Source organism: Lancefieldella sp., assembly GCF_057237245.1.
On record NZ_DBHHJM010000003.1, the window covers coordinates 185,418 to 211,088 of the forward strand.

The window sequence follows — 25,671 nt, forward strand, 5'->3', positions numbered from 1 at the left end:
TGACCTTGGGGCGAGAAGACCCTCTTGTTGTGGGCTTCTCGCCTCGTTTTATCTTTGCAGATGATAGATTGCTGCAAATCAAGGAGGAAACGTGAAAGTTCGTATTGGAATCGACGTTGGCGGAACATTTACTGATGCTGTTGCCATCGACAATGATACGTACGAAATTATCGGCACGGTTAAAACACCTACCACGCACACCGCTGAAGCGGGTGTTGCAGCAGGTATTGTGCAGGTGCTTCATGGTGTTATGGAGCAGCACAACATTAAGCCTGAAGATGTTGTCTTTATTGCTCACGGTACTACTCAAGCAACAAACGCCCTGCTTGAGGGCGATGTTGCACAGGTTGGTATCGTAACGCTTGGTAGCGGCCTTCAGGGAGCTAAGAGTAAGAGTGATACTAACGTTGGCGATATTGAACTTGCTGCCGGTAAATTCCTGCGTACCAAAAATGCTTTTGTAGACACCTCTTCTGATGTTGAAGCTGGCATTAAGAGCGCAGTCGAGCAGCTTTTCTCGGATGGTTCAACTTCTTATGTTGCCGCCGAGGCATTTAGTGTAGACGATCCAACTAACGAGAATGCTGTTATTGCAGAGTGCTCTGATAGAGAACTTCCTGCTACGGCTACAAATGACATTTCTAAGCTTTACGGCCTGGCTATTCGTACTCGTACAGCAGTTGTTAACGCTTCCATCATGCCAAAGATGCTTGAAGCTGCAAACATGACTGACAAGAGTATTCGCGAGGCAGGCATTGAGTCACCACTTATGGTTATGCGCTGCGACGGCGGTGTTATGACTGTTGATGAGGTCCGTCATCGTCCAATCCTAACCATTCTTTCTGGTCCTGCAGCTGGTGTAGCTGGTGCTTTGATGTATGAGAAGCTTACCGATGGCCTGTTCTTTGAGGTTGGTGGCACTTCTACCGATATTTCTTGCGTTAAAGACGGCAAGGTTATGGTCAAATACGCAGAAGTTGGTGGCCACAAGACGTACCTCTCGTCACTAGATGTGAGAACCGTTGGTATTGGTGGCGGTTCTATGGTGCAGATTTCTGATGGCAAGGCCGTTGACGTGGGACCTCGTTCTGCTCACATTGCTAACTTGGATTACGAGGTATACACCGACGCAGAAAAGATTGTTAATCCACGCCTGGTTGCTGTTCGTCCTATGGATGGAGATCCTGAGTACGCAGCTATTGAGTGCGATGGTGGACTTCGCGTTTGTTTGACCATGGCTGGCGCTGCAAACCTTGCAGGCTTTGTTCCTGAGGGGGATTATGCATACGGCTCTGTTGAAGCTGCTCGTGCGGCGTGGGCTCCTCTTGCAGAGAATATGGGCATGAGTGTTGAAGATGCAGCAGCTCAGGTTCTTGCATTCGCCGCAAAGAAGAACGGCGCTGTGGCAGAACAGCTTATGAAAGACTATGGCATGGATCCTCGCACAACCGTTTACGTTGGCGGTGGCGGCGGAGCTTCTACGGTAGTGCCACATTTGGCAAAGACCATGGGCCACTCGTTCCGCATTGCTAAGAATGCTCCTGTTATCTCAACTATTGGCGTTGCTCTTGCTATGGTCCGAGACATGGTTGAGCGCAGTGTTACCAACCCAACCGACGATGACATTGTCAGCGTTAGGCGTGAAGCAGAGGCTCGTGCTATCAAGATGGGTGCAGCTCCTGGAACCGTTGAGGTTACTGTTGAGGTTGATACCCAGCGTCATGTTGTCCGTGCAATTGCCGTTGGAGCTACTGAGCTGCGTAGTAAGGATGTTAACGCCACACGTCTGAGTGCGGATGAGCTTAAAAAACTTGTAGTAGAGAACCTTGGTGAGGGTGCAGATAACGTTTCCGAGGTTGCTCACTCTTCTGAGCTCTTTGCTTACACTGCAACCACTACAGAAAAGAAGCTTTTTGGTCTTCTCACCAAGAAGCGCACCGCTCTTCGTCTTATTGATGCTGAGGGTGTTATTAGACTTCAGCGTCCTAATGCCGACGTACTCCAAGAGACCATTAGTTCTTGGCGCAAGGGAGTAACAGCCCTGGTAGAGGACTTGACCGTATACAACGACGGTGGAGCCAATCTACCAAATGTCTATGTAGTAGTTGGCAAGCGCATTATCGATCTGTCTGGAATGACTTCTCTTGAACAGATTTTGAGTCTTGCCTCAGTTGAGCTGGGCGGTTATCCATCTGACGAGCCCGTTATTATTGCCGCTACACTTCGTTTAGGCGATTAAACTCACATGCAGAACGCAGATCACACTTTGGCGAGAAAATCGGTGAACCTTGAAGTAGAGTCTACTGTTGGCTCTGCTTCACGGTTTCCGTTTCCAACTCGTGAGCTTGCACGTAAAGAGCTCTCGTGGGATCGCTTTGCTGCTCGAATTCCTGAAGAGGATAAAGAGCGCGTGATTGATTTGGCTTGGTCAAAAGGTGAGTCTGCTGCGCATATGGTGTTTGAAGAATCAAACGGTCAAAGTGACTTTTTTCAGATCTGCAAAGACGCAGGTTTGACTATTATCAAAAAAGATATTGATTGCGTGTATGGTAACCAGCGCTACTTCAGTGATTATGTTTCTGGCACAAAAGAAATCACGCTCTATGAGCAGTCGTGTGCGCTATGGGCAAAGCAAAATCAACTTGAGCTGCATGATGCCCAAAATCTTATTTTGATGCATGAGTTTTTTCACGTGTTAGAGACAACTCGTCTTGGATTAACCAGCAAAGAATACACCATTCCATTGTTTACTATTGGTCCTTTTAAATTAGGAAAAACGGGTATTCACGCTCTGTCCGAAATTGCAGCACACGCATTTACCAACACCTATTATGGTTTACTACACAGCGTTTCTGACACAGGAGGAAACAATGAGTCATAAAGAAATTACCTGGAATAACCTGCAGATTCCTGTTGTTGGAAGTTTTGATGTAGTCATCATTGGTGGTGGCGTCTCTGGCTCCGCTTGTGGAATTCGCTGCGTAAACGAGGGCCTTTCTACCCTCATTGTGGATAAGTCAAATCTGCTTGGAGGATCTGCTACACGAGCGCTTGTGTGCCCTATGATGCCGTCATATGTGCGCCATCTGCCAGTTCTTTCTGCCATCGAGCAGCAGCTCTTGGCTTCAGGTGACGCTACGCGCGACGATTACACTACCATGATCTGGTTTGCTCCTGAGCGTTTGGGAGAAGTGTATGAGCAGCTCTACACCACTAAAGGTGGACAAATTCTCTATGACACGTCTCTTGTAGCTGCGGTTCTATCTGATGCTGATGACGAGAAAATCATCACACACGCTATTCTTGCCTCAACAGAAGGTTTGATTGCAGTAGCTGCTCAAACGTGGATTGACGCATCGGGTGACGCAGTCTTGTCCAGAGCTGCTGGTGTACCAGTTGCAGCTGGTGATGAGGACGGCATCAATCAGGTTTGCAGTCTGCGTTTTACCATGGGCGGTATTGATGTTGAGCGCTATAGAGATTACGTGCTCTCACTTGATGATCACTTCTCGCCATTGGTTGAAGGATATTTCTTTGAGTCCGCGATGGTTGCGGGTAAGAATTTTAAGCTGGAGCCAAAGTTCCGTGAGGGAATTGAAGCAGGTATTCTTGAAGAAGAGGACTTGCGCTATTACCAGATTTTCTCGCTTCCTGGAAAACCAGGTTGCATGGCGCTGAACTGTCCACATATTGCAAGCATGCGTACAAACACCTCGGGAGCGGCGCGTTCTAATGCAACAGTTGAGGCGCATGCGCGCATTCGTCGACTGGTAACGTTCTTGCAGCGTATGATGCCTGGATTTGAGCAGAGCTACCTTATGGAGCAGGCTTCGCTGTTGGGTGTTCGCGAGAGCTGGCGCGTTGAAGGCCAGACAATGCTGACCGAAGAGGACTACGTTAACCAGGCTCGATTTGACGACGGCCTTGTTCGCGGCGATTGGTACATTGACGTTCACTCTAATAAGGGCGGACTCTTCCACAAAAATACGTATAAGCAAGGTGACTATTACGAGATTCCATTCCGATCGATGGTCACCAAACACATCAATAACCTGGGAGTTATTGGGCGCTGCATCTCTACAACGTTTTTGATGCAGGCAAGTGTTCGCATTATTCCAACGGTCACCGATATGGGTGATGCTATGGGTACGGCATGTACTCTGGCAAAACAGACTTCAACACCACTCGCTCAGCTAGATGGCGTGGCAGTCCGTGCTGAAGTTGAACAAATGAAACCTGTGAATTCATAATTGCTGTTTAAGAATTGTGGAAGCTGTGATAAACTTCTACAGTCACGGGCGATTGGCGCAGCGGCTAGCGCAGGTGCTTTACACGCACAAGGCCGGGAGTTCAAATCTCTCATCGCCCACCATGGAACCTCACGCGGCGCCCTCGGGTGTCGCGTTTTTTCTTAGGAGTGCAATGAATAACCAGGTAGATAGCGCGTTCTCTGGCGAGAAGCCCGTGCAGGTCTGCGCCACCGCGCAGGCCGGCGCCACCACGCAGGTCGACGCTGCGCAGACCGATGCCGCCACGCAGGTCGTGCGCTCGTTTGACCGCGCGTGGGACCAGATGCGCCCCGTCACTCTCGAGCGCAACGTTATGAAGAACGCCGACGGATCGTGCCTGGTCACGTTTGGCGACACGCGCGTTCTGTGCACCGCCACCGTCGAAGAGGGCGTCCCCGCTTGGCGACGCAGTTCTCGCGCAGGTTGGGTTACGGCTGAATATGCCATGCTACCTGCGTCGACTAACCGACGCACCAAGCGAGAGCGCGCCAACCGCAAGGGCCGTTCCATGGAGATTGAGCGCCTAATCGGCCGTTCGCTGCGCTCCGTTGTTGATCTCAATCGCCTGGGCGAGTACACCGTTACGCTGGACTGCGACGTGCTTCAGGCAGACGGCGGCACTAGAACTGCCAGTATTACCGGCGCTTGGGTGGCGCTTCACGACGCACTCTATTCACTTGTTGAGAAGGACCTCTTGCCCAGACTTCCTCTTACAGGTCAGGTAGCTGCGATTTCTATGGGATACGTAAACGGTCAGCCGCTGCTTGACCTCGACTATCCCGAGGATTCTCATGCGGACATTGATATGAACCTTGTGGGAACAGAAACTGGACAGATAATTGAAGTACAAGGAACAGGCGAGGGCGGTCCGTTTGATCGCGAGCAACTCAATCAGCTGCTCGATCTTGGTCAGGCTGGCATTGCTCACCTTGTTGACCTGCAGAATCAAGTGACTGGATTTAGGGAGTAACCATGAGTCAAAACAGTGAAAATCAGGGTTCTAACGCTGTGACCTTTGATCCAAATACAACCGTGGTTGTTGCAACGGGCAACGCTCACAAACTTGTTGAGATTGAGGCTATTCTTTCCAAGGTAATGCCTGGTATGAGCTTTGTGGCTTTGGGCCAGCTGGGCGATTTCCCAGATCCAGAGGAGAACGGTCAGACGTTCCGCGATAACGCTCTAATCAAGGCAATAGCTGCTCTTGACGAGGTAGATTGCGTGGCGGCCATTGCGGACGACTCCGGTATTTGTGTTGACGCTCTGGACGGGGCTCCTGGAATTTATTCTGCTCGTTATGCTGGCGAGCATGGCAATGATGCCGCAAACAATCAGAAACTGCTGGCAGAGCTTGCCGACGTTGCTGATGAGGACCGTACTGCTCGCTTCCACTCCACTGTTGCTCTGGTCTACAGAGACGGATCCGTGCTGGTAGGAGAGGGTGATTGCGAGGGCGTTATCGGTCACGAGCCAAAGGGTCACAACGGCTTCGGCTACGATCCACTCTTCTGGCCAGAAGATGCTCCAGGTAAAACCATGGCAGAGCTTGAGCCTGACGAGAAGAACGCTATCTCTCACCGTTTCCACGCTCTGCAAAATCTTTCCAAGCAGATTCAGGGATAGACACGGCGTAGGTTTCGCGTCAGATTTGCGTCAGGGTCATGTCAGGTTTGCGTCAGATTCCTGACAGATAACTGCCGCTATGTCAGACTCACGTCAGAATCGCGACAGATTCCTGATAGATTCCAGACAGAAAACTACCGCCGCGTCAGATTTGTGTCAGCTTCGCGTCAGAATCGCAACAGAGTCGCGACAGATTAGCGACAGAAACACGCCATATAACAGGTCAAAACCGGTCAGCGAGATATTTGTTCTTCTCGCCGACCGGTTACTTTTTTACTTGCTTCAAATGTTAAACTAAATGTAACTGTGACTTCTGTCTTGGAGGTAGACATGAGGATTGTTCGCACTCGCGATTACGAGGACATGAGCAGAAAAGCTGCAAATGTTATTTCTGCACAAATTATTTTGAAGCCAAATTGCGTCCTTGGCCTGGCAACTGGGTCAACGCCAATTGGCACCTATGCTCAGCTCGCTGATTGGTGCAAGAGGGGAGACCTGGACTTTTCGCAGGTTTCTACGTATAACCTTGACGAGTACCGCGGTCTTTCTCACGACGATCCTCAGAGCTATCACTATTTCATGCGCAAAAACCTCTTTGACCTGGTAAATATTGATCTTGAGAACACTCATGTGCCCGACGGCTCTAATCCTGACGTTGAGGCAGCTTGCGCCGAGTACGATAGGCTTGTTGCTAAGGCTGGCTATCCTGACCTGCAGCTTCTTGGTATTGGTCACAACGGTCACATTGGCTTCAACGAGCCTGATGACCATTTCTCCAAGGGTACGCACTGCGTTGACCTCACCGAGAGCACCATTCAGGCAAACAGCCGCCTGTTTGAGCGCATGGAGGATGTCCCTCGCCAGGCTTACACCATGGGTACGCAGACCATCATGTTTGCGCGCAGCATTCTGATTGTGGCTAGCGGTGAGGACAAGGCTAAGGCTGTTTACGACATGTGCTACGGCAATGTTTCGCCTCAGTGTCCAGCCTCTATCCTGCAGCTTCATACTAACTGCACCGTTATTGCTGACGAGGCCGCCCTCTCGCTCTGCCCAGCCGAGTAAGATCTGGTTGGCTCAAAGCTTCTTAAAGTCTCCAAAAAGCCTCGAAAAGCATCTGCCGAGAAAAGCAAAACTCCCATTCACGAGAATGGGAGTTTTTTGTTGCGGCTTATTTTGCGCGTTCAGCGACACATGGTCAGTTGTACTCTTTTATTGGAATGCCAAAAATTACTTATAGTCCTTGAAGTAACGACTGAGAGCTAAAAGGGTCTGGTAATTAAGGCCAAGCACATAGTCGCCGTTATTGGTATGAACCGTGCGAAGCGTAAACTCAAGATTGTCACCAAACGTGATTTTATCGCCATCTTTTTTGCCAGCATGAGACATATCACCAGTTGAAAGTGGGAAAACTCTACCGGCTGGATTGACCGAAGTAACAAAGAATAAAAAAGGCGCGACGGCGTTTTCACCAAGGTTAATGTGCAACTGTTTGAAAATCTGACTGTTTGTTGACACATAGACTACTTCGTTTTTGTCGAGCAGCTTCTTCAGTTCAGGAAGAGTCGCTGCTACCCAAGGTAGATCATGATGAACAAAGGGATTGTCGCTCGCGAGCGACTGCGCGATAGGCGAGCCGTACTGATAGACATAAACCATCTTGTTGTAGAGCTCGTTGACGTCATTAACAGAGGTCTGAGCTGGTGCGGCTTGGTTAGCCTGGACAAGCTCGATAAGGTTCATGGAATTGAGCTGTTCAGATGAAGCGCCTTTGGACTGTGCTTCAGAAACAGTCAATCCACCAAATGCGAACGACCCTACGCTAAATACCAGGCAAAGCGCTGATAAAGCAACAAGAGCTTTAGATGATTTCTTTTTGGAAAGGAATGCGATTCCGATAGCAAGAGCAACAAAAATAAGCACGATATACCAGGTCTTACTGATGGCATATCCCAGAGTCTCAGTCATTGGGCCTCCTTGTGTTTTGAAGTTAGTTACTAATTTTATCAGAGGACCCCTATTTGTCATAAATATGCCGTGAACCTGACACGAATCTAACGCGAACCTGACGAGAATCTGACAGCACGACTGATGTTGTTCCCGTGACATTTGTCGTAAAACCTTGAGATTTCATTTTTTACAACGTATAGTGGAGTTTCGGAAATTCTGACTATTGTTTGTCGACCGGTACATATCTCCGACACTCCACAACGTGTCGCACCGCAAACGTACTGATTGACTTGGAGGATTGATGGAAAACGAGATTCCACCAGTTAATCGTGTAGACGAGATTCACGAGAAGCTCAGGGCACTTCAAGGCCAGAAGCTTAAGGTCAAGGCCAACATGGGCCGTTCTCGTATTGTTGAGCGCACAGGTACCCTGGTTATGGCCCATCCATCTCTTTTCATCGTTGAGGTCGGCGAGCGCCGCGGTCGCACTGCCCGTCAGTCCTACCAGTACGTTGACGTTCTGACCGGCACCGTTGAGCTTTTTGATTTTGAGACCGGTGAGCGTCTGTTTGACTTTGAGTTTGAAGAATAGTCCAGAAGCGTAATCTTCTCTGGCTAGGCTTACTCTCATGGCTGCCTCGTTGTCCAATTTTGGACGCCAAACCATCAAAATTCCTTGCAAGGTCAATCTTCACTTGGGCATTCACGCTCAGAAAGACCAGCGAGGATACCATAAAGTAGATTCGCTCATGGTTCCCGTTGCGCTGTACGACACGGTTGTTGTTGACGACGCGCCGGAGCTCACGGTTACGCATGAGCCGCAGCTCTGCGTGTTGCCCGAGCGAACAACAACCTGGAAAGCCGCGGTTCTTCTCGCCAATAAGCTGGGTGTTTCTCCAGATGTTTCCATTGACGTGCAAGTGCACATTCCCGAGAAGGCCGGTCTAGGTGGATCGTCTGCCGATGCTGCCGCAACACTCTATCTGCTTGCTCAGCGTTGGGGCATTGACCCACTAGATCCGCTGGTAGTTGAGGTAGCAAAGGCTGTTGGTGCAGATGTCGCGTTCTTCTTGAATCCGCGACCATCGCTTATGCTTGGCGCTGGAGACACGCTGGTGGAGACCTACGCGTCTACCGTTGACGCTCCGCTTGCCATTGTTTTACCAGCAGAAACAGGCGTTGTTACCAAAGAAGCATACAACCAGTTTGATGCGTCGCCAATTGCACCGGAATCTTACGAGCAGCTTTCCGCACTTCTACGTGCTTCCGGCCAGGACGTTTCAGACAACCAGCTCATCCAGCAGGTGGCAAAACTCCTCTTCAACAACCTTGCCCCTGCAGCAAAATCGCTAAAGCCACAGGTAGCAGAGGTAGAGGAGTGGCTAAAGACACAACCTGGCGTCCTTGGCGCTCAGGTTTCCGGCTCAGGTAGCAGCTCTTTTGCGCTTTGTGAATCACAGGATACTGCTGACGCAATTGCAGCCGCAGCTCAAGCAAAAGGTTGGCGAGGCTTCTCCACCACCTGCAAGTTGTAGTGGTAACATAGAGCGGCAAATGTTTGATGGATTTATCCCATCGGACGAGGCAAAACATAACGGGTTGTGGCTCAGCTTGGTAGAGCGCTCGGTTCGGGACCGAGAGGTCGCTGGTTCAAATCCAGTCAACCCGACCATTTTTCCTCCTAAATCGCGAATCCATACCGTTTTTGCCGTGAAATGGGCACTTTTGCTGTCAAAGTGGTAAAAAATGCGTTTAGTTGGAATATACAAAATCAAACGAATTCTATGCAGGGCATCTACCAGCGTAAATTACCAGGCAAATTTGATTGAAATTTTTATAAGAAAACTCAACTGGGCAAACGTAAGTGCCAAAACGTCGAGCTAGAAAATTAATTTCCAACTAAACGGATTTTTTACCCAAATCAGGCACCGGTTTCCAATACATCAATTTCTTGATTAATTTTCGTGCATATCAGAGGCTGTTTATACGGTTTCTGATGCAAGTGGCAAGTGGGCTATTTCCAAAATCTACGAAGACGGCCAATAAGCGTACAGCAGGATTATTTTTTTGAACTCTCCACCTCCATCATATGAATAACATGAATGTTATGAACGTTTAACCTCTGCAAAACATAAATAATTTTGCACAAAATAAACACAAATGGATTACAATCAGTTAAAAGCGCTGGGTTCGTACTGTCGTGCTGCTGGACCGCACGTACACCGGGCTCGTACCGTGTACCGTCGTGCTGCAGGACCGCACGTACACCGGGTTCGTGCCATCGTGCTGCAGGACCGCACGAACTCGCAGTTTGTTGTCGCAGTTTGTTGTCGCAGTTTGTTGTGTCAGTTTGTTGTATCGCGTTTTGTTGAAAGGGGTTTGTATGCCTGTTGTTGAGTTTTTTGTAAACGTGTTATCAACACCAGCCATCCTAGTTGGCCTTGTTGCCCTGCTAGGTTTGGCGCTTCAGGGAAAGCCAATTGAGGACCTCATCAGGGGTACCCTCAAGACGATCGTTGGCTTCCTTGTTCTTTCTGCAGGTGCAGGTTTCTTGCAGACCGGTTCCCTCCTGGCCTTTGGCGAGATCTTCAACTTTGCCTTTGACATGCAGGGCGTCGTCCCAAACAACGAGGCCGTCGTCTCGCTGGCACTTGGCGAGTTTGGTCAAGCAACCGCAATCATCATGTGCATCGGCATGGTCCTGAACATTGTCCTCGCACGTTTTTCTCGCTTTAACTACATCTTCCTCACCGGTCACCACACTCTCTACATGGCAGCTATGCTCGCCATCATCCTGCACGTCGGCGGCCTTTCCGGTTGGATGCTCTACATCTCCGGCGCATGCCTGCTTGCTCTGATTATGGTTCTGTCTCCTGCATACTGCCAGCCAACCATGCGCAAGGTTACCGGCAGCGATTCCGTAGCACTTGGCCACTTCGGCGGCGCTGGTTATTGGCTTGCTGGTATGGTCGGTAAGCTCTTTGCTTCCGATCGCGAGAATAGCACCGAGAATATCAAGTTCTCCAAGCGCCTCATCTTCCTGCGCGACAACACCGTTTCTATTGGTCTGACCATGATCGTCATGTTTTTGGTTATCACCGGCGTTGCCGTCAGCCGTGGCCTTCTAACCCTGGTACCTGCAGGAACTACCGCTGCAGAGTTTGCCTCTAACCCACAGTATGCGGGCTTTCAGCACCTCGGCGACCTGCTGAACATTGGTACCGAGACCACCACTAACTGGATTGTCTGGGCATTTACCCGCGGCCTCTCCTTCGCTGGTGGTGTTTACATCATTCTGTCCGGTGTCCGTCTGATCATTGGCGAGATTGTTCCTGCATTTAAGGGTATTGCTCAGAAGCTTGTCCCTGGTGCAAAGCCTGCAATTGACTGCCCAATCGCATTCACCTATGCTCCAAACGCCGTTATCATCGGCTTCCTGAGCTCCTTCGTTGGCGGCATCCTGGGTCTGCTTATCCTTGGTGTTATTAACGCTCAGATTGCAGCAATTGCTCTGATCCTCCCAGGCGTTGTTCCTCACTTCTTCTGCGGCGCAACCGCAGGCGTCTTTGGTAACGCAGAGGGCGGCATCAAGGGCTGCATCGCCGGCTCTTTTGTCCACGGCCTGCTCATTACCTTCCTGCCTGCACTGTGCATGCCAGTCTTCACCCTCATGGGCTTCACCTCCGCTACCTTCTCCGACGCCGACTTCTCTATCATGGCTCTGATTTTTGGTAACGTTGCTCTGAATGTCCAGGGTGCAGTGCTTACCGGTATCTGCGTTCTCTGCTTCTGCCTCCCAATCATCTTCAACCTTGTTGCTCCTAAGAAGGCAGAAGAGAAGAAGGCCGAGTAACATCCGCTCACAGAATTGCAGCTAAACATCGCAGTTGCTGCAGAAAATGCGAGTAGAATTTAGGTATCTAGGTCGGGCTTCGTCCTTGGATGGGGCCCGACTTTTAACTCAGAAAACCCACGTAAACCCACAGGTTACGCGTGGTGAATTGAAAGGAGTTCTTATGGCTATCCAGAAGATTCTTTGTTGTTGCGGAAGTGGACTTGGCTCCAGTCTTATGGTTGAGATGCAGATCCAGGACGTCCTGAATGAGCTGGGCGTCAGTGGTGTTGAGGTTGAGCACTCAACCGTTTCTGACGTCACCCCTGGTGCAGCTGACCTCTTCATTGTTGCTCGCGACCTCGGGGATTTTATCGCTGACATTCCAGAGGACGAGAAGATCATCCTCTCCAACATCCTTGATAAGAATGAGATGAAGGAAAAGCTTAGCGAGAAGTTCGGTCTGTAAGTACGCACTCGTACGCGGCGCCGACTCGCACGCTGTGACGACTCGCACGCATTTGCACGTAGCGTCGATCCGTCGCGACATGTGGTGCCGACCTGCTGCGTTTCTCGCACGCAATACGTGAAAGGAAATTACATGGACGTCGACCTTAAACAGGTTGCTCGTGAGGTGCGCAAAAGCATTCTCACGCAGGTCTTTACGGCCAAATCCGGCCATCCCGGTGGCTCGCTTTCTGCAACAGAAATCCTAACGTATCTCTACTTCAAGGAGATGCACGTAGACCCTACCAAGCCAAACTGCCCCTGCAGAGACCGCTTTGTGCTCTCAAAGGGACACGTTACTCCTGCACTTTACGGTGTTTTGGCTGAGCGCGGTTTCTTCCCCAAGGAGGAGCTCAAAACCTTCCGCGCGCTCAACTCACGCCTTCAGGGTCACCCAAACATGAACGATACGCCTGGCGTTGACATGAGCACCGGTTCCCTGGGTCAAGGCGTTTCCACCGCTGTTGGCATGGCGCTTGCTGGCAAGAAGTTCAACAAGGACTACCGCGTCTATGCACTTTTAGGCGACGGCGAGATTGAAGAGGGTCAGGTCTGGGAGGCTGCCATGTTCGCCGGCAACCACCAGCTTGATAACCTCACGCTTATTGTTGACAACAATAACCTGCAGCTTGACGGCTCGCTTGATCAGATCAATACGCCACAGCCAATTGACGAGAAGTTCAAGGCGTTCAAATTCCACGTTATTGATGTAGCCGACGGACACGACTTTGACCAGCTTGCAGCTGCATTTGCTGAGGCTCGCACCGTCAAGGGTCAGCCAACCGTTATCATTGCCCACACCGTAAAGGGCAAGGGTGTCTCCTTCATGGAGAACCAGGTAGGATGGCACGGCAAGGCTCCTAACCAGGAGCAATATGAGCAGGCACTTAAAGAGCTTGAGGGAGAGGTGGCATAACATGGCAGAGGTACAGAAAATTGCCACCAGAGAGGCTTACGGAAAAGCCCTGGTAGAGCTTGGTAAAGAGCACGACGATCTTCTCGTCTTTGATGCTGACTTGGCAGAGGCAACTCGTTCCGGCAAGTACGGCGAGGAGTATCCTGAGCGCTTCGTGGACTGTGGAATTGCTGAAGCCAATATGATTGGTATGGCAGCTGGTGTTGCAGCTACGGGTCACAAGGTCTTTGCAACTTCGTTTGCAATGTTTACGTCTGGTCGTGCGTTTGAGCAGATCAGAAACTCGGTGGGTTACCCTCACCTCAACGTCAAGATTGGCGCTACCCACGGAGGCCTCTCGGTAGGAGAGGACGGCGCTACTCACCAGTGCAATGAGGATATTGCTGTTATGCGTACCATTCCTGGCATGACGGTCATTATTCCATCCGACGCTGTTGAGGCTGAGGCCGCTGTTAAGGCCGCTTACGACCATGACGGTCCTGTTTATATGCGCTTTGGCCGCCTCCCTGTTCCTGTTTTCAACACTAACCCTGACTACCACTTCGAACTTGGCAAGGGCATTGTCCTCAAGGAGGGCACTGACGTTACGCTGGTAGCTTGTGGCCTCATGGTTCCTGTGGCTCTTGAGGTTGCAGAGCAGCTAGCAGCAGAGGGTGTCAACGCCGAGGTCATCAACATTCACACCATCAAGCCTCTGGATACTGAGCTGATTACCGCTTCTGCAGCAAAGACCGGCAAGGTTGTGACTATTGAGGAGCACTCCGTTATCGGCGGTCTGGGCAGTGCGGTTTGCCAGGCTCTTGCAGAGAACGCTCCTGTTCCCGTTAAGGTTATCGGTGTTCAGGACACCTATGGCGAGTCCGGACCTGCACTTCAGGTTCTTGCCAAGTACGGCCTGGATACCCCAAGCGTCCTCGCATCCGTTAAGGATTTCTTGAAGTAAGTTCTTCGAGCTCTGGCGTGCTTTAGCGTGCATGGAGCACATCATCGCACGTTACCGTCGCACAAACAAAGCCCTTCTCGTCATCTGGCGAGAAGGGCTTTTTGCTTGCAAAGAATTTGTCGAGTCACCAAATCGTTTACTTTCATCCCGCCTAAAAAGTGCATCATGTCTGAGTAAATTTACTCAGACATGGCGAGAAAAACCGGCAAATAGCTCAGACTTGGTGTACTTTTCCGGCAAAACGTTCAGACATGGCGAGAAAATCAGGCTCCACGAAGAGCGCCCATGAAAAGCAACTTTGAGTTCAAATAGTCCGCCTGAAAAGTGCAAAGAATCTGTATTTGAGCCACCGATTCTTTTGCAAAATCAGGCAAATCCACAGATTCTTTAACGTTTTCAGGCAGAATTTACAGATTCTTTGCAGAAATTGATGACCCATTAGATGACAGATACGTTAGCCTTCTCACAGACGGTTCCAATGGAGCATACGGCTATTTGGGCGTTGAGCCTAGCGAAGAAACCAAGAGGGCAGCATGACAAGCTCTAGCTGAATTCATCTACTGAGTTGTCAGATGCTTCGTGGCTGGGGCCACGCATAAGATACGCGGCCCCAGCCACTGCGGCATAAAGTGCCCAAGCGCCTACGAAGAAGAGCAGGTTTCCCCGCCAGTCCCCAACGAAAATCTCGTGTGTGTCAGTACTGCGATAGAACGAGTTCGTGACAGTAAGTAGTAATGCTGCTGCCCCGCTTGACGAGAGTCGTATCCACAGTGCCTTCACTCGCGGTTGTGGCCATCGTTGTGGCGGGTCAACTATCAAAAGAACCAGGCCGGTGAGAAACGTTCCGTAAAGTGGAAGTACCATCAAAAGAGTGCCAGCTGCGGCGAGCCCCGTGGCGGGGATATAGAAAATCCCGAAGCAGATTCCAATCCATGTCGTGTACGTACGGATCGCGTCCCTGTTCGTGAAAGTAGGCGTGGCAAATCGGGCTGAGCTCCTCATGAGCATCCGTCCTGCCATGACCGTGAAGGCAATCCAGCCGAGACTGAGAGATAGGAGCGTCTCACTCCAATGTTGAGATCCATAGTAGGTGGAAGCAACTGCATCAAACGCGATGAGCATGGTGGCTGCAAATCCTGCACCCAATACGCGGATCAGTAATGCTCGCCAGAGCGGCGTCTCCCATGTTGATGGCCTATCAATGATAAAAAGTAGCAGTCCTGCTAGAGGGGTAAGCCACGATGGGGTGTTCACCGGGGCGACTCCACCGGTGAAGAGCAGGGAACCGGGCACTATCGCAAAGCCAAAGATAAGTCCTACCCAATACACGTAGGTCCGAACGAATAGTTTTAAAGACTCAACCACTCACGCCTCCCATGGACTTCAGCACCGAAACTATAACAATTCTACGGCGGGGAGGCGACTCATGGCCAGACACACTTCAAAACCTACTGTCTCTTTTCAATTAAAGAAATTATTAGCTGACCGACAATCGTACCAGCGATAATAGCTACAAGAAGACCAACAAAACTAATTGTAATCATCTTGACCTCTACGTATACTTAAAGATACACCTCGCGGGGTAGCTGCCTTTACAGCTACCCTTTGAGACTGTCTAGGACTTCTTAAAATGCTTACCTGGCCTTTGAGAAGTCCTTTTTCTTTGCAAGCGTTGAATAACAAAATAACTTATTACGTTTGCTAAGACAGTAACAGTATTTGAGCCACTGATTCTTTTGCAAAATTAGGCAAATCCACAGATTCTTTGCAGAAATCAGGCGCACGCTAGACGCACGTTCGTTTCCCGCTGAGCTCGCGTCCAGCTCCCGCTCGCAGCCTGGCGAGAAACCCCGTCCACTAGCAGCGCTTACGCACAAGAAACCCGGCATCCACACGAAATGGATGCCGGGTAGAAATCGCTTACAACCTGTACGCGCCGCGCGCCACTGACCTGCGGTGTTGCGCGTGGTTGCAACCTGCGCATACCGGCGCGCCCCACGTGCCCGCGCCCCGCGCTCGGGCCCTTACTTGTACTCGTAGAAGCCCTTACCAGCGGCAACGCCGGTCTCGCCCTTGTCAATCTTCTCTTTGAGTTGGGCAACAATGCGACCCTGTACGGACTCAGGATCCTTAGCTGCAGGATTCATCAGAGCAACGTTGTATGCGGTGACCAGGCCAATGATGTCCAGAATCTGGAACGGACCCTTTGGCGAGCCGGTGCCAATGCGCCAAGCCCTGTCGATGTCCTCAACGTCGCCAACGCCGTTAGCCCAGAGCTGCTCAGCGGAGACCAGAAGAGGTACCAGCATGGAGTTCAGCAGGTAGCCAGGCTGCTCCTTCAGAACCTTGACCGGAATCATACGGATGCTTGCCGCAAAAGCGACGACCATGTCAAAGTTCTCCTGAGCGGTACCTGCGTGACCCATAACCTCGCCGATTGGGTTGCGCCAAATCTCGTTAGCAAAGTGGAGTGCCAAGTACTTCTCGGGACGACCAGTAGCTGCAGCAAACATGCTTGGAATCATGGTTGAGCTGTTAGTTGCAACAATAGTCTTCTCGGGCAGGTGCTTGGCCAGCTCGGTGTAGAACTCAATCTTCTGCTCTGGATTCTCAGCGACGGACTCGATATCAAAGTCAGCGTCACCAAAAGCCTCATCCCAATCGGAAGTGAGCTTGAGGTTGCTGTATGCGCGCTCTACCTGCTCTTTAAGCTGGTCGAGCTTCTCTGGGGTAATCTCGTCCTGAGCAATGAGACCGTAAGCGTACGCCTTAGGATCGCTCTTCATAGCCTCGAGGGTGTTCAGATACACCTCTCTGAGGTGCTCAATCTTTGGACGAGCGCGCTCAATTGAAGCCTCGGACCTTAGCCAAATGGTGGTCTCGTAGCCGCGATAAGCGGTCTGGAATGCAATCTGGCTGCCCAAAACGCCGCCGCCAGCAACTACAACTTTCTTAACCTGTGAAATGTCCATAGGACGTTCCTTTCTACAAGCGTGGCGAGAAGTGCCGCGCGATTTATCTACCGTCCCTATACCCCAGAAACTCTCCGTCAAACATTCGTTCGGAAAATTTCCAACTTTCATTCAAAACCTACAAATCACCTCTTGGCGAGAAACCACATCTATCCCTCACACTTCTTGGGTAGAATAGAGACGTACCGTTAGCAGCTGGTTTCGCCGCAGTCATCCAACCGAGCTCTAACAAAACCAGCGGCTGCAACTCAAAAAACACCAGGTATAACGCCTGGATAGAATAGAGGCATCATGATCGACGGAACATACAAGATTCAAATGGACTCTCCCGTTGGAGCCAAAGAGGGAACCGCTGTCCTCATCACTTCTGGCGAGAAACTCACTGGCTCTCTGACTGCCATGGGTGTTCAGATTGATATTGAAAACGGCAAGGTTACCGACAACTCGTTTACCTTCGGTGGCAAGCTTGAGTCTTTTGTGGGTCCTGTTATCTTTGCTGTTGGTGGCTCTGTTGAGGGCGACACCATTCAAGGCATCGCCCATATCGCTAACCGAGACTTTGTGTTTACGGGCACAAGAGAGAAATCATAAACAATATGTAATGTATGAAATCAAAATAAGAGAAATGTAAAATGCCAACTCTGTATGTGACAATAGACATTGAAACCAGCGAATTTTTTTATCAATAGCATTGTCACAAAAAGGATTCATTTCAAAATTACTAATTTCATTTCGTCTGACCTTGTCATACAGTCTACGAAATAGCCTTTCTTGATATAGATAGTATGCGTCCAAGCCCCAGAATACCAATAATGGAAGTAAAAATAGTAATGGAGAAATTATTGCTAATGAATTTTTATGTAGAGCAACTAATCCAGTAATCAAGGTGATAGACCATCCCTTGAGATTAAAAGAATTAGCGGACATTCGCGATATAGTGTTTTGAACCATTTTAAGATGTTCGATTTTATTTTCCATGATGTTTGGCAGCACTTTCAATCCAATTTCCCAAATTGTTGTAACCATCATCTTCAACATAGTCATAAATAGCATCACAAATTTCGTCAAAGAAAATTGGACGCTGATCAATTTTTATTAATTCAGTATGAGTATTACCAGGAATATCTTTAGATGAAGTGCGCATATCTGTTATTGAGTGAATTTTAACACCTATAATTGCATTATCTTTTGTCCAGCTGCTAAGGATTTCATAACGGACATAATCTCTATCTAAGGTTTCTGAACCAATCAGAACAACAGTTACTGAGGTTCCTTTTAATTGCTGCTCAATCCAAGAGTAAATTTCTCTGCTATTTGTCCGATGTATTTTCTCAAATTCAGCTTTATCGACAAACCCAGTAATCTGATCTTTATGAGTGAGCTGACTATTCCTCACAATCATGGAGCGATTTACATCATTGCCATAGTGAAAACTAAAAAACACTTTTCTCATCTTTACTCCTATTCTAAAGCAGGGATTTTTGAATCTATAAAACATAATAAAGAAAAATTTTTTGCAAAAAGACTTATTTTCTCATAAATATAGATGTAAAATAAAAAGATTGTATTAATTAATAATATGATCTGTATTCTTAAGCATTATTAAATTACAAGTTTTTTCTAAGACAATTGTGTATAGATATCAAGCCGTCATTTTCTTAAAATTAATACATCAAGTTTCAAAAGAGTGATTAGTTTCTTACAGTGGAAATGGGAAAAAAGTATGCCTTGTGATAAGAAAGAGCTTCTAGAATTTGTCTCCCGCTGGCAAGGAAGAGGTTATGAAAAGGGAGACACTCAGCAATTTTGGCTACAGCTCTTACGCACTATTGGCTATCCCAAGGTAGATGACGTTCTCTTTGAATTTCATGTTTCATCTGGCGGATTCATCGATGTATGGATTCCTGATGCTGGTGTTTTAATTGAACAAAAGGCTCTTGGTATTGATTTAGATAAAGAAGAACTCCGTCAAGGTAAACAAAAGACACCTCTGACTCAAGCACTTGATTACGTTGACGAACTTCCTAGGTTGGAACAGCCTCGCTTCGTCATTACGTGTAATTTCTCTACCTTTAGAGTGTATGATCGTGATGCATGCGGAAGGTCACAACTTCCTAATAACGCATTTGAGTTTACCATCGATGAACTTGCAAATCATCCAGAGTATTTAGCTTTTATTAATGACCCCACTAACAGCCGTCTTGAAAAAGAAAAGACGGTATCCATTAAAGCAGGAGAGCTCATTGGAAAGCTCTATGACAAACTGCGTGAAGGATACATAGATCCTGATTCAGAAGAGTCAATGCATGCATTAAACGTGCTTTGCGTACGCTTAGTGTTTTGTTTGTATTGCGAAGATGCGGGGCTTTTTGGAAAAGATGCTTTCTATAACTATCTGAAAGATGTTCCAGCAAATAGGATTAGAACAGCACTGAAGAATCTATTCCGAGCTTTAGATACTAATTTGTCTGAGCGAGATCCATATGATCTTGAAGTAAAGGCATTTCCGTATGTAAACGGTGGACTTTTCAGAGATGAATCTGAAGTACCTAATTTTACAGATGAAACAAAGAGCTTCTTGTTGGATGAAGTATCTTCCCATATTGATTGGTCACAGATTAGCCCTACTATCTTTGGTGGAATTTTTGAGTCAACTCTGAATCCAGATACTAGACGTTCTGGCGGCATGCACTATACCTCACCAGAAAACATCCATAAGGTAATTGACCCACTCTTTTTAGATGACCTTAAAGAAGAACTTAAGTCTATTTGCACAGAAGAAGGAACAACTCCTCGTAAACGCGAAAATGCTTTAAAGCGCTTCCACGAGGAAATCTGTTCTCTTACCTTCTTTGACCCTGCTTGCGGTTCAGGAAACTTTCTTACCGAGACGTATACTTGTCTTCGTAAACTTGAAGATACGGTTCTTAACGAGCTTAGAAAAGGACAGACTGGCTTTAGCCTTGGAGATGAAGAAGAGACAGGAAAGCGTGTTTCTTTGAATCAGTTCTATGGCATTGAGATTAATGATTTTGCTGTAACTGTTGCTGAGACTGCCCTTTGGATTAGTCGTCTTAAAGCAAACGGTGAAACATCAATGTTCTACGATGCTGGTGGAGATGATTTCCCCTTAAGTGAAAAGGCCCATATTGTTGAAGGTAATGCTTTGCGCATTGACTGGAATAGCGTATTACCAGCAAGTGAATGTAATTACATTATGGGTAACCCTCCTTTTGTTGGTTACTCCAATCATTCTGCTGAACAACAGAAAGATCGTGCAAGCTTATTTGGCAAGGTAAAAACTGTCGACTATGTAGCTTGTTGGTACAAGAAGGCAGCTGATTATATTTCCAATCTTCCAATTCGCTGCGCATTTGTATCAACTAATTCCATCTGTCAAGGACAACAGGTACAGCCCATATGGGAGCCGTTGTTTAAGAGTGGTATCCACATTGATTTTGCATGGCAAACGTTTATATGGAGCTCGGAAGCCTCTATTCAAGCTCATGTTTACGTGGTAATTATTGGATTCTCACGTTTTGGATACCAAAATAAAACACTATATCTTAGAGATGGTGCCAAAAAATTATGCTCTAATATCAATGGTTATCTGATGGATGGCCCTAATATTTTTATAGACAAAAGAAGTAAGACACTTTGTAATGTGTTGTCTATGAGTCGAGGGAGTCAGCCTACTGATGCTGGAAATTTGATTTTGGAACCTTATGAAAAAGAAAAACTTCTCCTAGAGGAACCCGCAGCAGAAAAATGGATTAAGCCATTCTCGATGGGTAATGAATTTATAAATAATAAAGAGCGCTTCTGTCTTTGGATGGTGGGAATCACACCAATTGAGTTAGCAGGCCTACCTTTGGTATCTAAACGTGTGGAAGCTGTGCGAGAAATGCGTCTTGCATCAAGTAAAGCCGCAACTCGTAAAAAAGCAGAAACTTCATGGTTATTTGATGAGATAAAAGAACCAAACAGTAAAAATTTCATCGTAATCCCCGTAGTTTCATCTGAGCGACGTTTTTATGTTCCTACGGGATTTGTAAATAACGGACTAATTCCTGGCAATAAGTTGTTTTTTATCAATAATGCTACATTGTATGATTTTGGAGTAATTAACAGTCAATTCCAAAATGCATGGATGCGTACTGTGGCTGGTCGACTTAAAGGTGATTACAGCTATTCCAACACCATTGTGTATAACAATTTTGTATGGCCAGAAGCGTCCATTGAGCAAAAAGATGCTATTGAGAAGACTGCGAAAGCAATTCTCGATACAAGATTAAATTATCCAAATAAGTCGTTAGCTGAGTTATATGATCCGGATAAAATGCCAGCTGATTTGCTTGCTGCACATAAAGCTAATGATGCTGCAGTTGAAGCAGCTTATGGAGTTAACTTTGATGGAGATGAAGAAAAGATAGTTGCACATCTTTTTAAGTTATATGCAGAGAAAGCGAAAGAGAAAAAATAGATATATTGAAAAAATTATGGGGTGAAGTGGTAATGGCAGGAGTTACTAAGCATATTTATAATCGTGAAATAAATGATATAAAGAAAATGTGGAATGAACAATTAAAACATATTGCAAATGTTTTAGACAAAAATTATGAAGATACTGACATAGTAGATGCGTTAAAACATTATTATCCATATGAGTGGGAATCTGTTGAAATAAGGTATGAATATTATCAGACAAAAGACAAGTTCATTAAAAAAAGAAATGGGAAAGCTCGCTATAGAATGAATGCTCCAACTGAAATATTGTTTGAGTGTCCAATGTATAAAAAATTAGCTTCAAATTTTTACAAAGAGAATTATAAAAATAATTTTTCGTATGAAATATACTTGATGGAAAGTGAAAAACTTTGGAATAAAAGAAAAAACAAAATAGATAGAGTCACACAAAAAATTGAGAAAGCAAAATCTAAAACTCAACAGGTAACACCTATTTTTTTAGAAAAACTAATTGGGTTATACGAAAGAAAAAACACATCTCAGAAGGATAAAGTATATATTATCTTAGAGTTGCAAAAATATTATAGCCATCAAATAATGCAATTTTTTTTCAAATTAAATGATATTGAGATTAACAAACAACTTCGGGAAATTGCTTTTAAACATTTGCAGTCTTTTAATTATAATCCACGATTAAGAAAACAAAAATATATGCAAGTTCATGCCGGAAATAAAAAAAGGAAGGAATATCTAAAGAAGACATATCCGAATGAAGTATATAAAATTCCAAAAACACCAGAGGAACTGGAGTATAGAATAGAGAATGCTAATGAACAAAAAATAAAGTCATACGACTTTTTTATATCACATAGTAGTAAGGACAGCATATCTGTTCAGAAACTAATAAAATACGAAAATAGTAATAACAAAAACATCTATTGTGATTGGATTAATGATGATGATTACTTAAAAAGACACCTACTATGTGAGGCAACATTAAGCGTATTGGAGAGTAGATTAGAACAATCAGATAGCTTAATATTTGTTGAATCGGACTCTTCTATGAATTCAATGTGGTGCAAATATGAACTTAATTATTTTTTATCATTAAACAAGCCAATATACACTATAAAAAAACAAGATATAGAAAATGGTAAATTTTTAATATCTAAAATGAAAGAATTTTGGTTTGCAGATAAAAATTATAAAAAAATGGCATTAATAGAAGGTAAAAAAATTACGTCTCAAAAAGTGGTGTAAGGCTATTTCCTTACTACCTTCTAGCCTACATTATGCCACCTCTTTACAAACCTTAAAGTCACTATCAATTACTTGTAAGAGATGGTTGATGGTCTCTTGTGTACATGACCCTTTCTTTGGGGTTTCTTCAAAGAGAAGAGAGCGTTTATCCATGAAATGCGTTGCTACAAACCACTCTTCGTTTTGATCGATACACACTGCTCCTACAAGGCGAGGTATTGCTTGCTTGGTTACGAGCTTTCACTCACGGTATCCATTGCGAACACAACCAAGCTCTTCTACCTGTTCAACCATTACGGTATTTACTAAGTCTTCAAGCAGTGTTCGTGCCATACCGTTTAAATCTAATTTGTGATCTTGGGTGTAGGAGAGCTCAGTTTCGTGTAGAGTTTGCATTGCGGTTATTTCCTTTCTGAATTGGTTTGGTGACTATATTTTAGGAAATAACCGCACTTCTTTTAAACACCTGAAATGCTTGCTTACACCACTTTTCGGGACACAACCGGGTTTTGTGCAATGAATTCAGTTAAAGCTATCTTGTCAGCTCAATCGCATCACGAATGCTTTGCAGAGAGTTCTTAGATTTACGTGGGTTAGCGAGCATTACTGACGTGTAGAGAGAGTCAATAAGAGCTAGCTGAACAATTCTTGAAGCAAGAGACTCTGATCTAAAAGAGGTCTCCTCTGAGATAGTCAGTAACGTGACATCTGCTTTTCTCGCCAATGGAGAATTTCTATCACTAGTAATGACTAGTACGCGTCCACCAATTTGCTGGAATAAATCGGCAAGCTGAATAGCCTCTTTGCATCTACCGGTGTGAGAAAAGATGATTGCGCAGTCGTCTTTTGTAGCGCGGCTAGCCTCCATGAGCTGCAGGTGATAATCGGACGCGTATTTTACATTGAGAGGCGATCGAAGCAGCTTGTGATAGGCGTCTGCAGCAATAATATTGCTTCCACCAAGTCCAAAAAGAAACACAGTTTTGCTGGAGACGATTAAGTTAACTGCACCTTCAAGATTCTCAGACTCAAGCATCTCTTTAGTGTGACTGAGGGAATCAATTGAGGAGTTAAATACACTGACAGCCACGCCCAGTGGGGAAGAGGTGTCGGAAATGTTTTCATGAATTGAAATTGCAGGATCAAATTCTTCAGAAATCAGTGCATTGTGAAAATCCTTGAATCCTGTATAGCCAAGTTTTCTAGTGAATTTAAAAATTGTGGAATCAGCCATTCCAAGGGTCTGCGCCATCTCGTTAATGGTCATTTGCGAAGCTGCGCGTGAATGAGAAGAAATATAGGAAGCTATCATTTTTTCTTTTTTAGAAAGCGAAGACTCAAATGATTTAAGCCTTACGCGGTATGAAGACTCCATGAGATTCTCCTCAAATCAAAGCTAAACGATGAAATAAGACACCTTCTACTTTAAAAAATTTACCACTAAAAGAAAAGAAAAAATTTTTTCTTTTTTAATATTGACTAGTAGAAAATTATTTTTATAGTAATTCTTAAAGAAAGTTCGTCGAAAGAAGGAACATGAAAGTTGGATTGGTCGGACTGGGAAAGATGGGCTTTAACCTTGCCTTGAATCTCAAAGATAACGGAGTAGAAGTTAAAGGCTTTGATGTTTCTGAGGATGCCCGTCAGGAAGTAGAGAAGCACGGTATTTCTTCTGTTCAGTCTTTAGCAGAGCTTGTTGAAGCACTGGAAACACCAAGAGTTATTTGGATGATGGTTCCTTCTGGAGAGGCAACTGAATCAACAATTTCTCAGGTTCTTCCACTGCTTGAGAAGGATGACATCCTTATTGATGCGGGTAACTCAAACTATAAGGACTCCATTAGGCACGGAGAAGAGGCTTCTAACCTTGGAGTAAGGTTCCTTGACCTTGGAACTTCTGGAGGCACCTCGGGTGCTCGTTATGGTGCTTGCTTGATGGCCGGTGGAGATCAGACCGCTTACGAGTATCTCAAAGATGTCTTTGAGTCCGTTGCCGTTAAAAACGGCTGCGACTACGTAGGTCCTGCAGGTGCTGGACACTTTATGAAGATGGTTCACAACGGAATTGAATACGGAATGATGGAGGCAATCGGCGAAGGTTTTGCTGTTATGCAGAAGGCTCCATTTGATTATGATTTGGCTCAGGTTGCTCGCAACTGGCAAAACGGTTCTGTTATCCGCTCTTGGCTGATTGATTTAATTGAAGAACAGCTTAGAATGCATCCAAATCTTAAGGATTTTAAGGGTATTGTTGATGCATCTGGTGAGGCAAAGTGGACTGTTGAAGCGGCTCTTGCAGAGGATGTCCCCGTGCCAGTAATTGCACAGTCTCTGTTTGAGAGAAACGCATCAAAGCTTGGTGAGGCGAACTTCTCCAATAAGGTTACCGCGGCTCTACGCAATGGCTTTGGCGGTCATGCATATGTAGCAGAGGAAGCCTAGCATGAGTGAAGGTATTTCTCATCTGCAGATTCATCCAGAAGACCTTCAGTTTCGTGTTGAGGCAAAAGACTGGGAAGATGCTCTTAAAGTAGCTGCAGTTCCTTTGGTAAAGCGCGATGCAATCACTCCTGTTTACATCGAAGAGATGATTGCAGCAATTCATGAGTTGGGGCCTTATATTGTTCTTGCTCCTGGTTTTGCACTTGGTCATTCTCGTCCTAGTGATGCAGTTCACCAGACAGCAATTTCAATTGCAACACTTGCACAGCCAATCGAGTTTGGCAGCAAGCACAATGATCCTGTGGATATCGTTGTTATTTTGGCAGCAAAAGATGACGAGTCTCATATTGAACTTCTTCAGAAGATTGTAATTTTCTTCAATAACGAGGCGAATTTTGATTTGCTTCGTTCTGCAAGAACAGAAGAAGATGCACTAAACGTATCTAAAGTTATTAATGGGGAGGCATAGT

23 protein-coding genes and 2 tRNA genes are annotated in these 25,671 nt (G+C 46.4%); 19 read left to right on the forward strand and 6 right to left on the reverse strand.

Annotated features, from left to right (window positions below):
- Window positions 1-91 precede the first annotated feature (91 nt).
- The 7 genes from ACO5GU_RS04220 to nagB all read left to right on the forward strand — a co-directional run bounded on the left by ACO5GU_RS04220 (window position 92) and on the right by nagB (window position 6,977).
- Window positions 92-2,239 carry a hydantoinase/oxoprolinase family protein gene (locus tag ACO5GU_RS04220; protein ID WP_484930258.1) on the forward strand — a complete coding sequence of 716 codons (2,148 nt, stop codon included), beginning with the start codon at window positions 92-94 and terminating at the stop codon, window positions 2,237-2,239.
- Window positions 2,240-2,245: 6 nt separating this feature from the next.
- Window positions 2,246-2,881: a hypothetical protein gene (locus ACO5GU_RS04225; protein WP_484930259.1), complete on the forward strand. Its 636-nt coding sequence runs from the start codon at window positions 2,246-2,248 to the stop codon at window positions 2,879-2,881.
- A complete protein-coding gene (locus tag ACO5GU_RS04230) occupies window positions 2,871-4,250 on the forward strand; it encodes an FAD-dependent oxidoreductase (protein ID WP_484930260.1) in 1,380 nt (459 codons plus the stop codon). Before ACO5GU_RS04225 ends, ACO5GU_RS04230 begins: the two co-directional genes overlap by 11 nt.
- A 46-nt stretch (window positions 4,251-4,296) precedes the next feature.
- Window positions 4,297-4,372: transfer RNA gene (locus ACO5GU_RS04235), tRNA-Val, on the forward strand.
- Between the two features lie 50 nt (window positions 4,373-4,422).
- Window positions 4,423-5,259 carry a ribonuclease PH gene (rph, locus tag ACO5GU_RS04240; RefSeq protein ID WP_484930261.1) on the forward strand — a complete coding sequence of 279 codons (837 nt, stop codon included), beginning with the start codon at window positions 4,423-4,425 and terminating at the stop codon, window positions 5,257-5,259.
- A 2-nt stretch (window positions 5,260-5,261) separates the two neighbouring features.
- Entirely contained in the window at window positions 5,262-5,912 is a 651-nt protein-coding gene (gene rdgB, locus ACO5GU_RS04245; RefSeq protein ID WP_484930262.1) for an RdgB/HAM1 family non-canonical purine NTP pyrophosphatase, read from the forward strand.
- Between the two features lie 330 nt (window positions 5,913-6,242).
- The gene (gene nagB / locus ACO5GU_RS04250) at window positions 6,243-6,977 is read left to right on the forward strand and encodes a glucosamine-6-phosphate deaminase (protein WP_035432484.1); all 735 of its coding nucleotides are present in this window, start codon (window positions 6,243-6,245) and stop codon (window positions 6,975-6,977) included.
- A 165-nt stretch (window positions 6,978-7,142) separates the two neighbouring features.
- Here nagB and ACO5GU_RS04255 read toward each other — a convergent pair whose 3' ends face one another.
- The gene (locus ACO5GU_RS04255) at window positions 7,143-7,880 is read right to left on the reverse strand and encodes a hypothetical protein (protein ID WP_484930263.1); all 738 of its coding nucleotides are present in this window, start codon (window positions 7,878-7,880) and stop codon (window positions 7,143-7,145) included.
- A 283-nt stretch (window positions 7,881-8,163) separates the two neighbouring features.
- Between ACO5GU_RS04255 and ACO5GU_RS04260 the strand changes: the two genes are divergently transcribed.
- The 7 genes from ACO5GU_RS04260 (at window position 8,164) to ACO5GU_RS04290 (ending at window position 14,060) form a co-directional block, all read left to right on the forward strand.
- Complete coding sequence (locus ACO5GU_RS04260) at window positions 8,164-8,454, forward strand: Veg family protein (protein WP_484815651.1); 291 nt, start codon at window positions 8,164-8,166, stop codon at window positions 8,452-8,454.
- A 37-nt stretch (window positions 8,455-8,491) separates the two neighbouring features.
- Window positions 8,492-9,397 (forward strand): 4-(cytidine 5'-diphospho)-2-C-methyl-D-erythritol kinase, encoded by a 906-nt coding sequence (locus tag ACO5GU_RS04265; protein WP_484930264.1) that lies wholly within the window; start codon window positions 8,492-8,494, stop codon window positions 9,395-9,397.
- A 60-nt stretch (window positions 9,398-9,457) separates the two neighbouring features.
- Window positions 9,458-9,534: transfer RNA gene (locus ACO5GU_RS04270), tRNA-Pro, on the forward strand.
- 711 nt (window positions 9,535-10,245) lie between these two features.
- On the forward strand, window positions 10,246-11,715 hold the full coding sequence (ulaA, locus tag ACO5GU_RS04275; RefSeq protein WP_484930265.1) for a PTS ascorbate transporter subunit IIC: 1,470 nt from the start codon (window positions 10,246-10,248) through the stop codon (window positions 11,713-11,715).
- A 163-nt stretch (window positions 11,716-11,878) separates the two neighbouring features.
- The gene (locus ACO5GU_RS04280) at window positions 11,879-12,163 is read left to right on the forward strand and encodes a PTS sugar transporter subunit IIB (protein WP_484930266.1); all 285 of its coding nucleotides are present in this window, start codon (window positions 11,879-11,881) and stop codon (window positions 12,161-12,163) included.
- Between the two features lie 132 nt (window positions 12,164-12,295).
- Window positions 12,296-13,117: a transketolase gene (locus ACO5GU_RS04285; RefSeq protein WP_035435570.1), complete on the forward strand. Its 822-nt coding sequence runs from the start codon at window positions 12,296-12,298 to the stop codon at window positions 13,115-13,117.
- A gap of 1 nt (window position 13,118) precedes the next feature.
- Window positions 13,119-14,060, forward strand: a complete 942-nt coding sequence (locus ACO5GU_RS04290) for a transketolase family protein (RefSeq protein WP_484930267.1) — start codon at window positions 13,119-13,121, stop codon at window positions 14,058-14,060.
- A gap of 543 nt (window positions 14,061-14,603) precedes the next feature.
- Here ACO5GU_RS04290 and ACO5GU_RS04295 read toward each other — a convergent pair.
- A complete protein-coding gene (locus tag ACO5GU_RS04295; RefSeq protein ID WP_484930268.1) occupies window positions 14,604-15,425 on the reverse strand; it encodes a hypothetical protein in 822 nt (273 codons plus the stop codon).
- A 659-nt stretch (window positions 15,426-16,084) separates the two neighbouring features.
- A complete protein-coding gene (locus ACO5GU_RS04300; protein ID WP_484930269.1) occupies window positions 16,085-17,032 on the reverse strand; it encodes a 3-hydroxyacyl-CoA dehydrogenase in 948 nt (315 codons plus the stop codon).
- Window positions 17,033-17,323: 291 nt separating this feature from the next.
- Between ACO5GU_RS04300 and ACO5GU_RS04305 the strand changes: the two genes are divergently transcribed.
- Window positions 17,324-17,623 (forward strand): hypothetical protein, encoded by a 300-nt coding sequence (locus tag ACO5GU_RS04305; protein ID WP_484895332.1) that lies wholly within the window; start codon window positions 17,324-17,326, stop codon window positions 17,621-17,623.
- A 376-nt stretch (window positions 17,624-17,999) separates the two neighbouring features.
- On the opposite strand, the gene ACO5GU_RS04310 is transcribed toward ACO5GU_RS04305, so the two are convergent.
- Window positions 18,000-18,485 carry a TIR domain-containing protein gene (locus tag ACO5GU_RS04310; RefSeq protein ID WP_484930270.1) on the reverse strand — a complete coding sequence of 162 codons (486 nt, stop codon included), beginning with the start codon at window positions 18,483-18,485 and terminating at the stop codon, window positions 18,000-18,002.
- 270 nt (window positions 18,486-18,755) lie between these two features.
- Here ACO5GU_RS04310 and ACO5GU_RS04315 point away from each other — a divergent pair, with 270 nt between their 5' ends.
- Entirely contained in the window at window positions 18,756-21,515 is a 2,760-nt protein-coding gene (locus tag ACO5GU_RS04315; protein ID WP_484930271.1) for a class I SAM-dependent DNA methyltransferase, read from the forward strand.
- Between the two features lie 32 nt (window positions 21,516-21,547).
- Window positions 21,548-22,759 (forward strand): TIR domain-containing protein, encoded by a 1,212-nt coding sequence (locus tag ACO5GU_RS04320; RefSeq protein ID WP_484930272.1) that lies wholly within the window; start codon window positions 21,548-21,550, stop codon window positions 22,757-22,759.
- A 240-nt stretch (window positions 22,760-22,999) separates the two neighbouring features.
- Here the strand turns inward: ACO5GU_RS04320 and ACO5GU_RS04325 are convergent, their stop codons facing one another.
- Both ACO5GU_RS04325 and ACO5GU_RS04330 read right to left on the reverse strand, forming a co-directional pair.
- The gene (locus tag ACO5GU_RS04325; RefSeq protein WP_484930273.1) at window positions 23,000-23,155 is read right to left on the reverse strand and encodes a hypothetical protein; all 156 of its coding nucleotides are present in this window, start codon (window positions 23,153-23,155) and stop codon (window positions 23,000-23,002) included.
- A 136-nt stretch (window positions 23,156-23,291) separates the two neighbouring features.
- Window positions 23,292-24,134, reverse strand: coding sequence for a MurR/RpiR family transcriptional regulator (locus ACO5GU_RS04330; RefSeq protein WP_484930274.1), 843 nt, complete (start codon window positions 24,132-24,134; stop codon window positions 23,292-23,294).
- 161 nt (window positions 24,135-24,295) lie between these two features.
- Between ACO5GU_RS04330 and gnd the strand changes: the two genes are divergently transcribed.
- Window positions 24,296-25,201 carry a phosphogluconate dehydrogenase (NAD(+)-dependent, decarboxylating) gene (gene gnd / locus ACO5GU_RS04335; protein ID WP_484930275.1) on the forward strand — a complete coding sequence of 302 codons (906 nt, stop codon included), beginning with the start codon at window positions 24,296-24,298 and terminating at the stop codon, window positions 25,199-25,201.
- Between the two features lies 1 nt (window position 25,202).
- Window positions 25,203-25,670 carry a PTS sugar transporter subunit IIA gene (locus ACO5GU_RS04340; RefSeq protein WP_484905407.1) on the forward strand — a complete coding sequence of 156 codons (468 nt, stop codon included), beginning with the start codon at window positions 25,203-25,205 and terminating at the stop codon, window positions 25,668-25,670.
- The last annotated feature ends 1 nt before the right edge of the window (window position 25,671 follow it).

Excerpts from the sequence above, each read along its gene's own strand:
- ACO5GU_RS04225 (WP_484930259.1), top strand. The coding sequence starts at position 2,246 with ATGCAGAACGCAGATCACACTTTGGCGAGAAAATCGGTGAACCTTGAA.
- ACO5GU_RS04230 (WP_484930260.1), top strand. The coding sequence starts at position 2,871 with ATGAGTCATAAAGAAATTACCTGGAATAACCTGCAGATTCCTGTTGTT.
- rph (WP_484930261.1), top strand. The coding sequence starts at position 4,423 with ATGAATAACCAGGTAGATAGCGCGTTCTCTGGCGAGAAGCCCGTGCAG.
- rdgB (WP_484930262.1), top strand. The coding sequence starts at position 5,262 with ATGAGTCAAAACAGTGAAAATCAGGGTTCTAACGCTGTGACCTTTGAT.
- nagB (WP_035432484.1), top strand. The coding sequence starts at position 6,243 with ATGAGGATTGTTCGCACTCGCGATTACGAGGACATGAGCAGAAAAGCT.
- ACO5GU_RS04255 (WP_484930263.1), bottom strand. The coding sequence starts at position 7,880 with ATGACTGAGACTCTGGGATATGCCATCAGTAAGACCTGGTATATCGTG.
- ACO5GU_RS04260 (WP_484815651.1), top strand. The coding sequence starts at position 8,164 with ATGGAAAACGAGATTCCACCAGTTAATCGTGTAGACGAGATTCACGAG.
- ACO5GU_RS04265 (WP_484930264.1), top strand. The coding sequence starts at position 8,492 with ATGGCTGCCTCGTTGTCCAATTTTGGACGCCAAACCATCAAAATTCCT.
- ulaA (WP_484930265.1), top strand. The coding sequence starts at position 10,246 with ATGCCTGTTGTTGAGTTTTTTGTAAACGTGTTATCAACACCAGCCATC.
- ACO5GU_RS04280 (WP_484930266.1), top strand. The coding sequence starts at position 11,879 with ATGGCTATCCAGAAGATTCTTTGTTGTTGCGGAAGTGGACTTGGCTCC.
- ACO5GU_RS04285 (WP_035435570.1), top strand. The coding sequence starts at position 12,296 with ATGGACGTCGACCTTAAACAGGTTGCTCGTGAGGTGCGCAAAAGCATT.
- ACO5GU_RS04290 (WP_484930267.1), top strand. The coding sequence starts at position 13,119 with ATGGCAGAGGTACAGAAAATTGCCACCAGAGAGGCTTACGGAAAAGCC.
- ACO5GU_RS04300 (WP_484930269.1), bottom strand. The coding sequence starts at position 17,032 with ATGGACATTTCACAGGTTAAGAAAGTTGTAGTTGCTGGCGGCGGCGTT.
- ACO5GU_RS04305 (WP_484895332.1), top strand. The coding sequence starts at position 17,324 with ATGATCGACGGAACATACAAGATTCAAATGGACTCTCCCGTTGGAGCC.
- ACO5GU_RS04310 (WP_484930270.1), bottom strand. The coding sequence starts at position 18,485 with ATGAGAAAAGTGTTTTTTAGTTTTCACTATGGCAATGATGTAAATCGC.
- ACO5GU_RS04315 (WP_484930271.1), top strand. The coding sequence starts at position 18,756 with ATGCCTTGTGATAAGAAAGAGCTTCTAGAATTTGTCTCCCGCTGGCAA.
- ACO5GU_RS04320 (WP_484930272.1), top strand. The coding sequence starts at position 21,548 with ATGGCAGGAGTTACTAAGCATATTTATAATCGTGAAATAAATGATATA.
- ACO5GU_RS04325 (WP_484930273.1), bottom strand. The coding sequence starts at position 23,155 with ATGCAAACTCTACACGAAACTGAGCTCTCCTACACCCAAGATCACAAA.
- ACO5GU_RS04330 (WP_484930274.1), bottom strand. The coding sequence starts at position 24,134 with ATGGAGTCTTCATACCGCGTAAGGCTTAAATCATTTGAGTCTTCGCTT.
- gnd (WP_484930275.1), top strand. The coding sequence starts at position 24,296 with ATGAAAGTTGGATTGGTCGGACTGGGAAAGATGGGCTTTAACCTTGCC.
- ACO5GU_RS04340 (WP_484905407.1), top strand. The coding sequence starts at position 25,203 with ATGAGTGAAGGTATTTCTCATCTGCAGATTCATCCAGAAGACCTTCAG.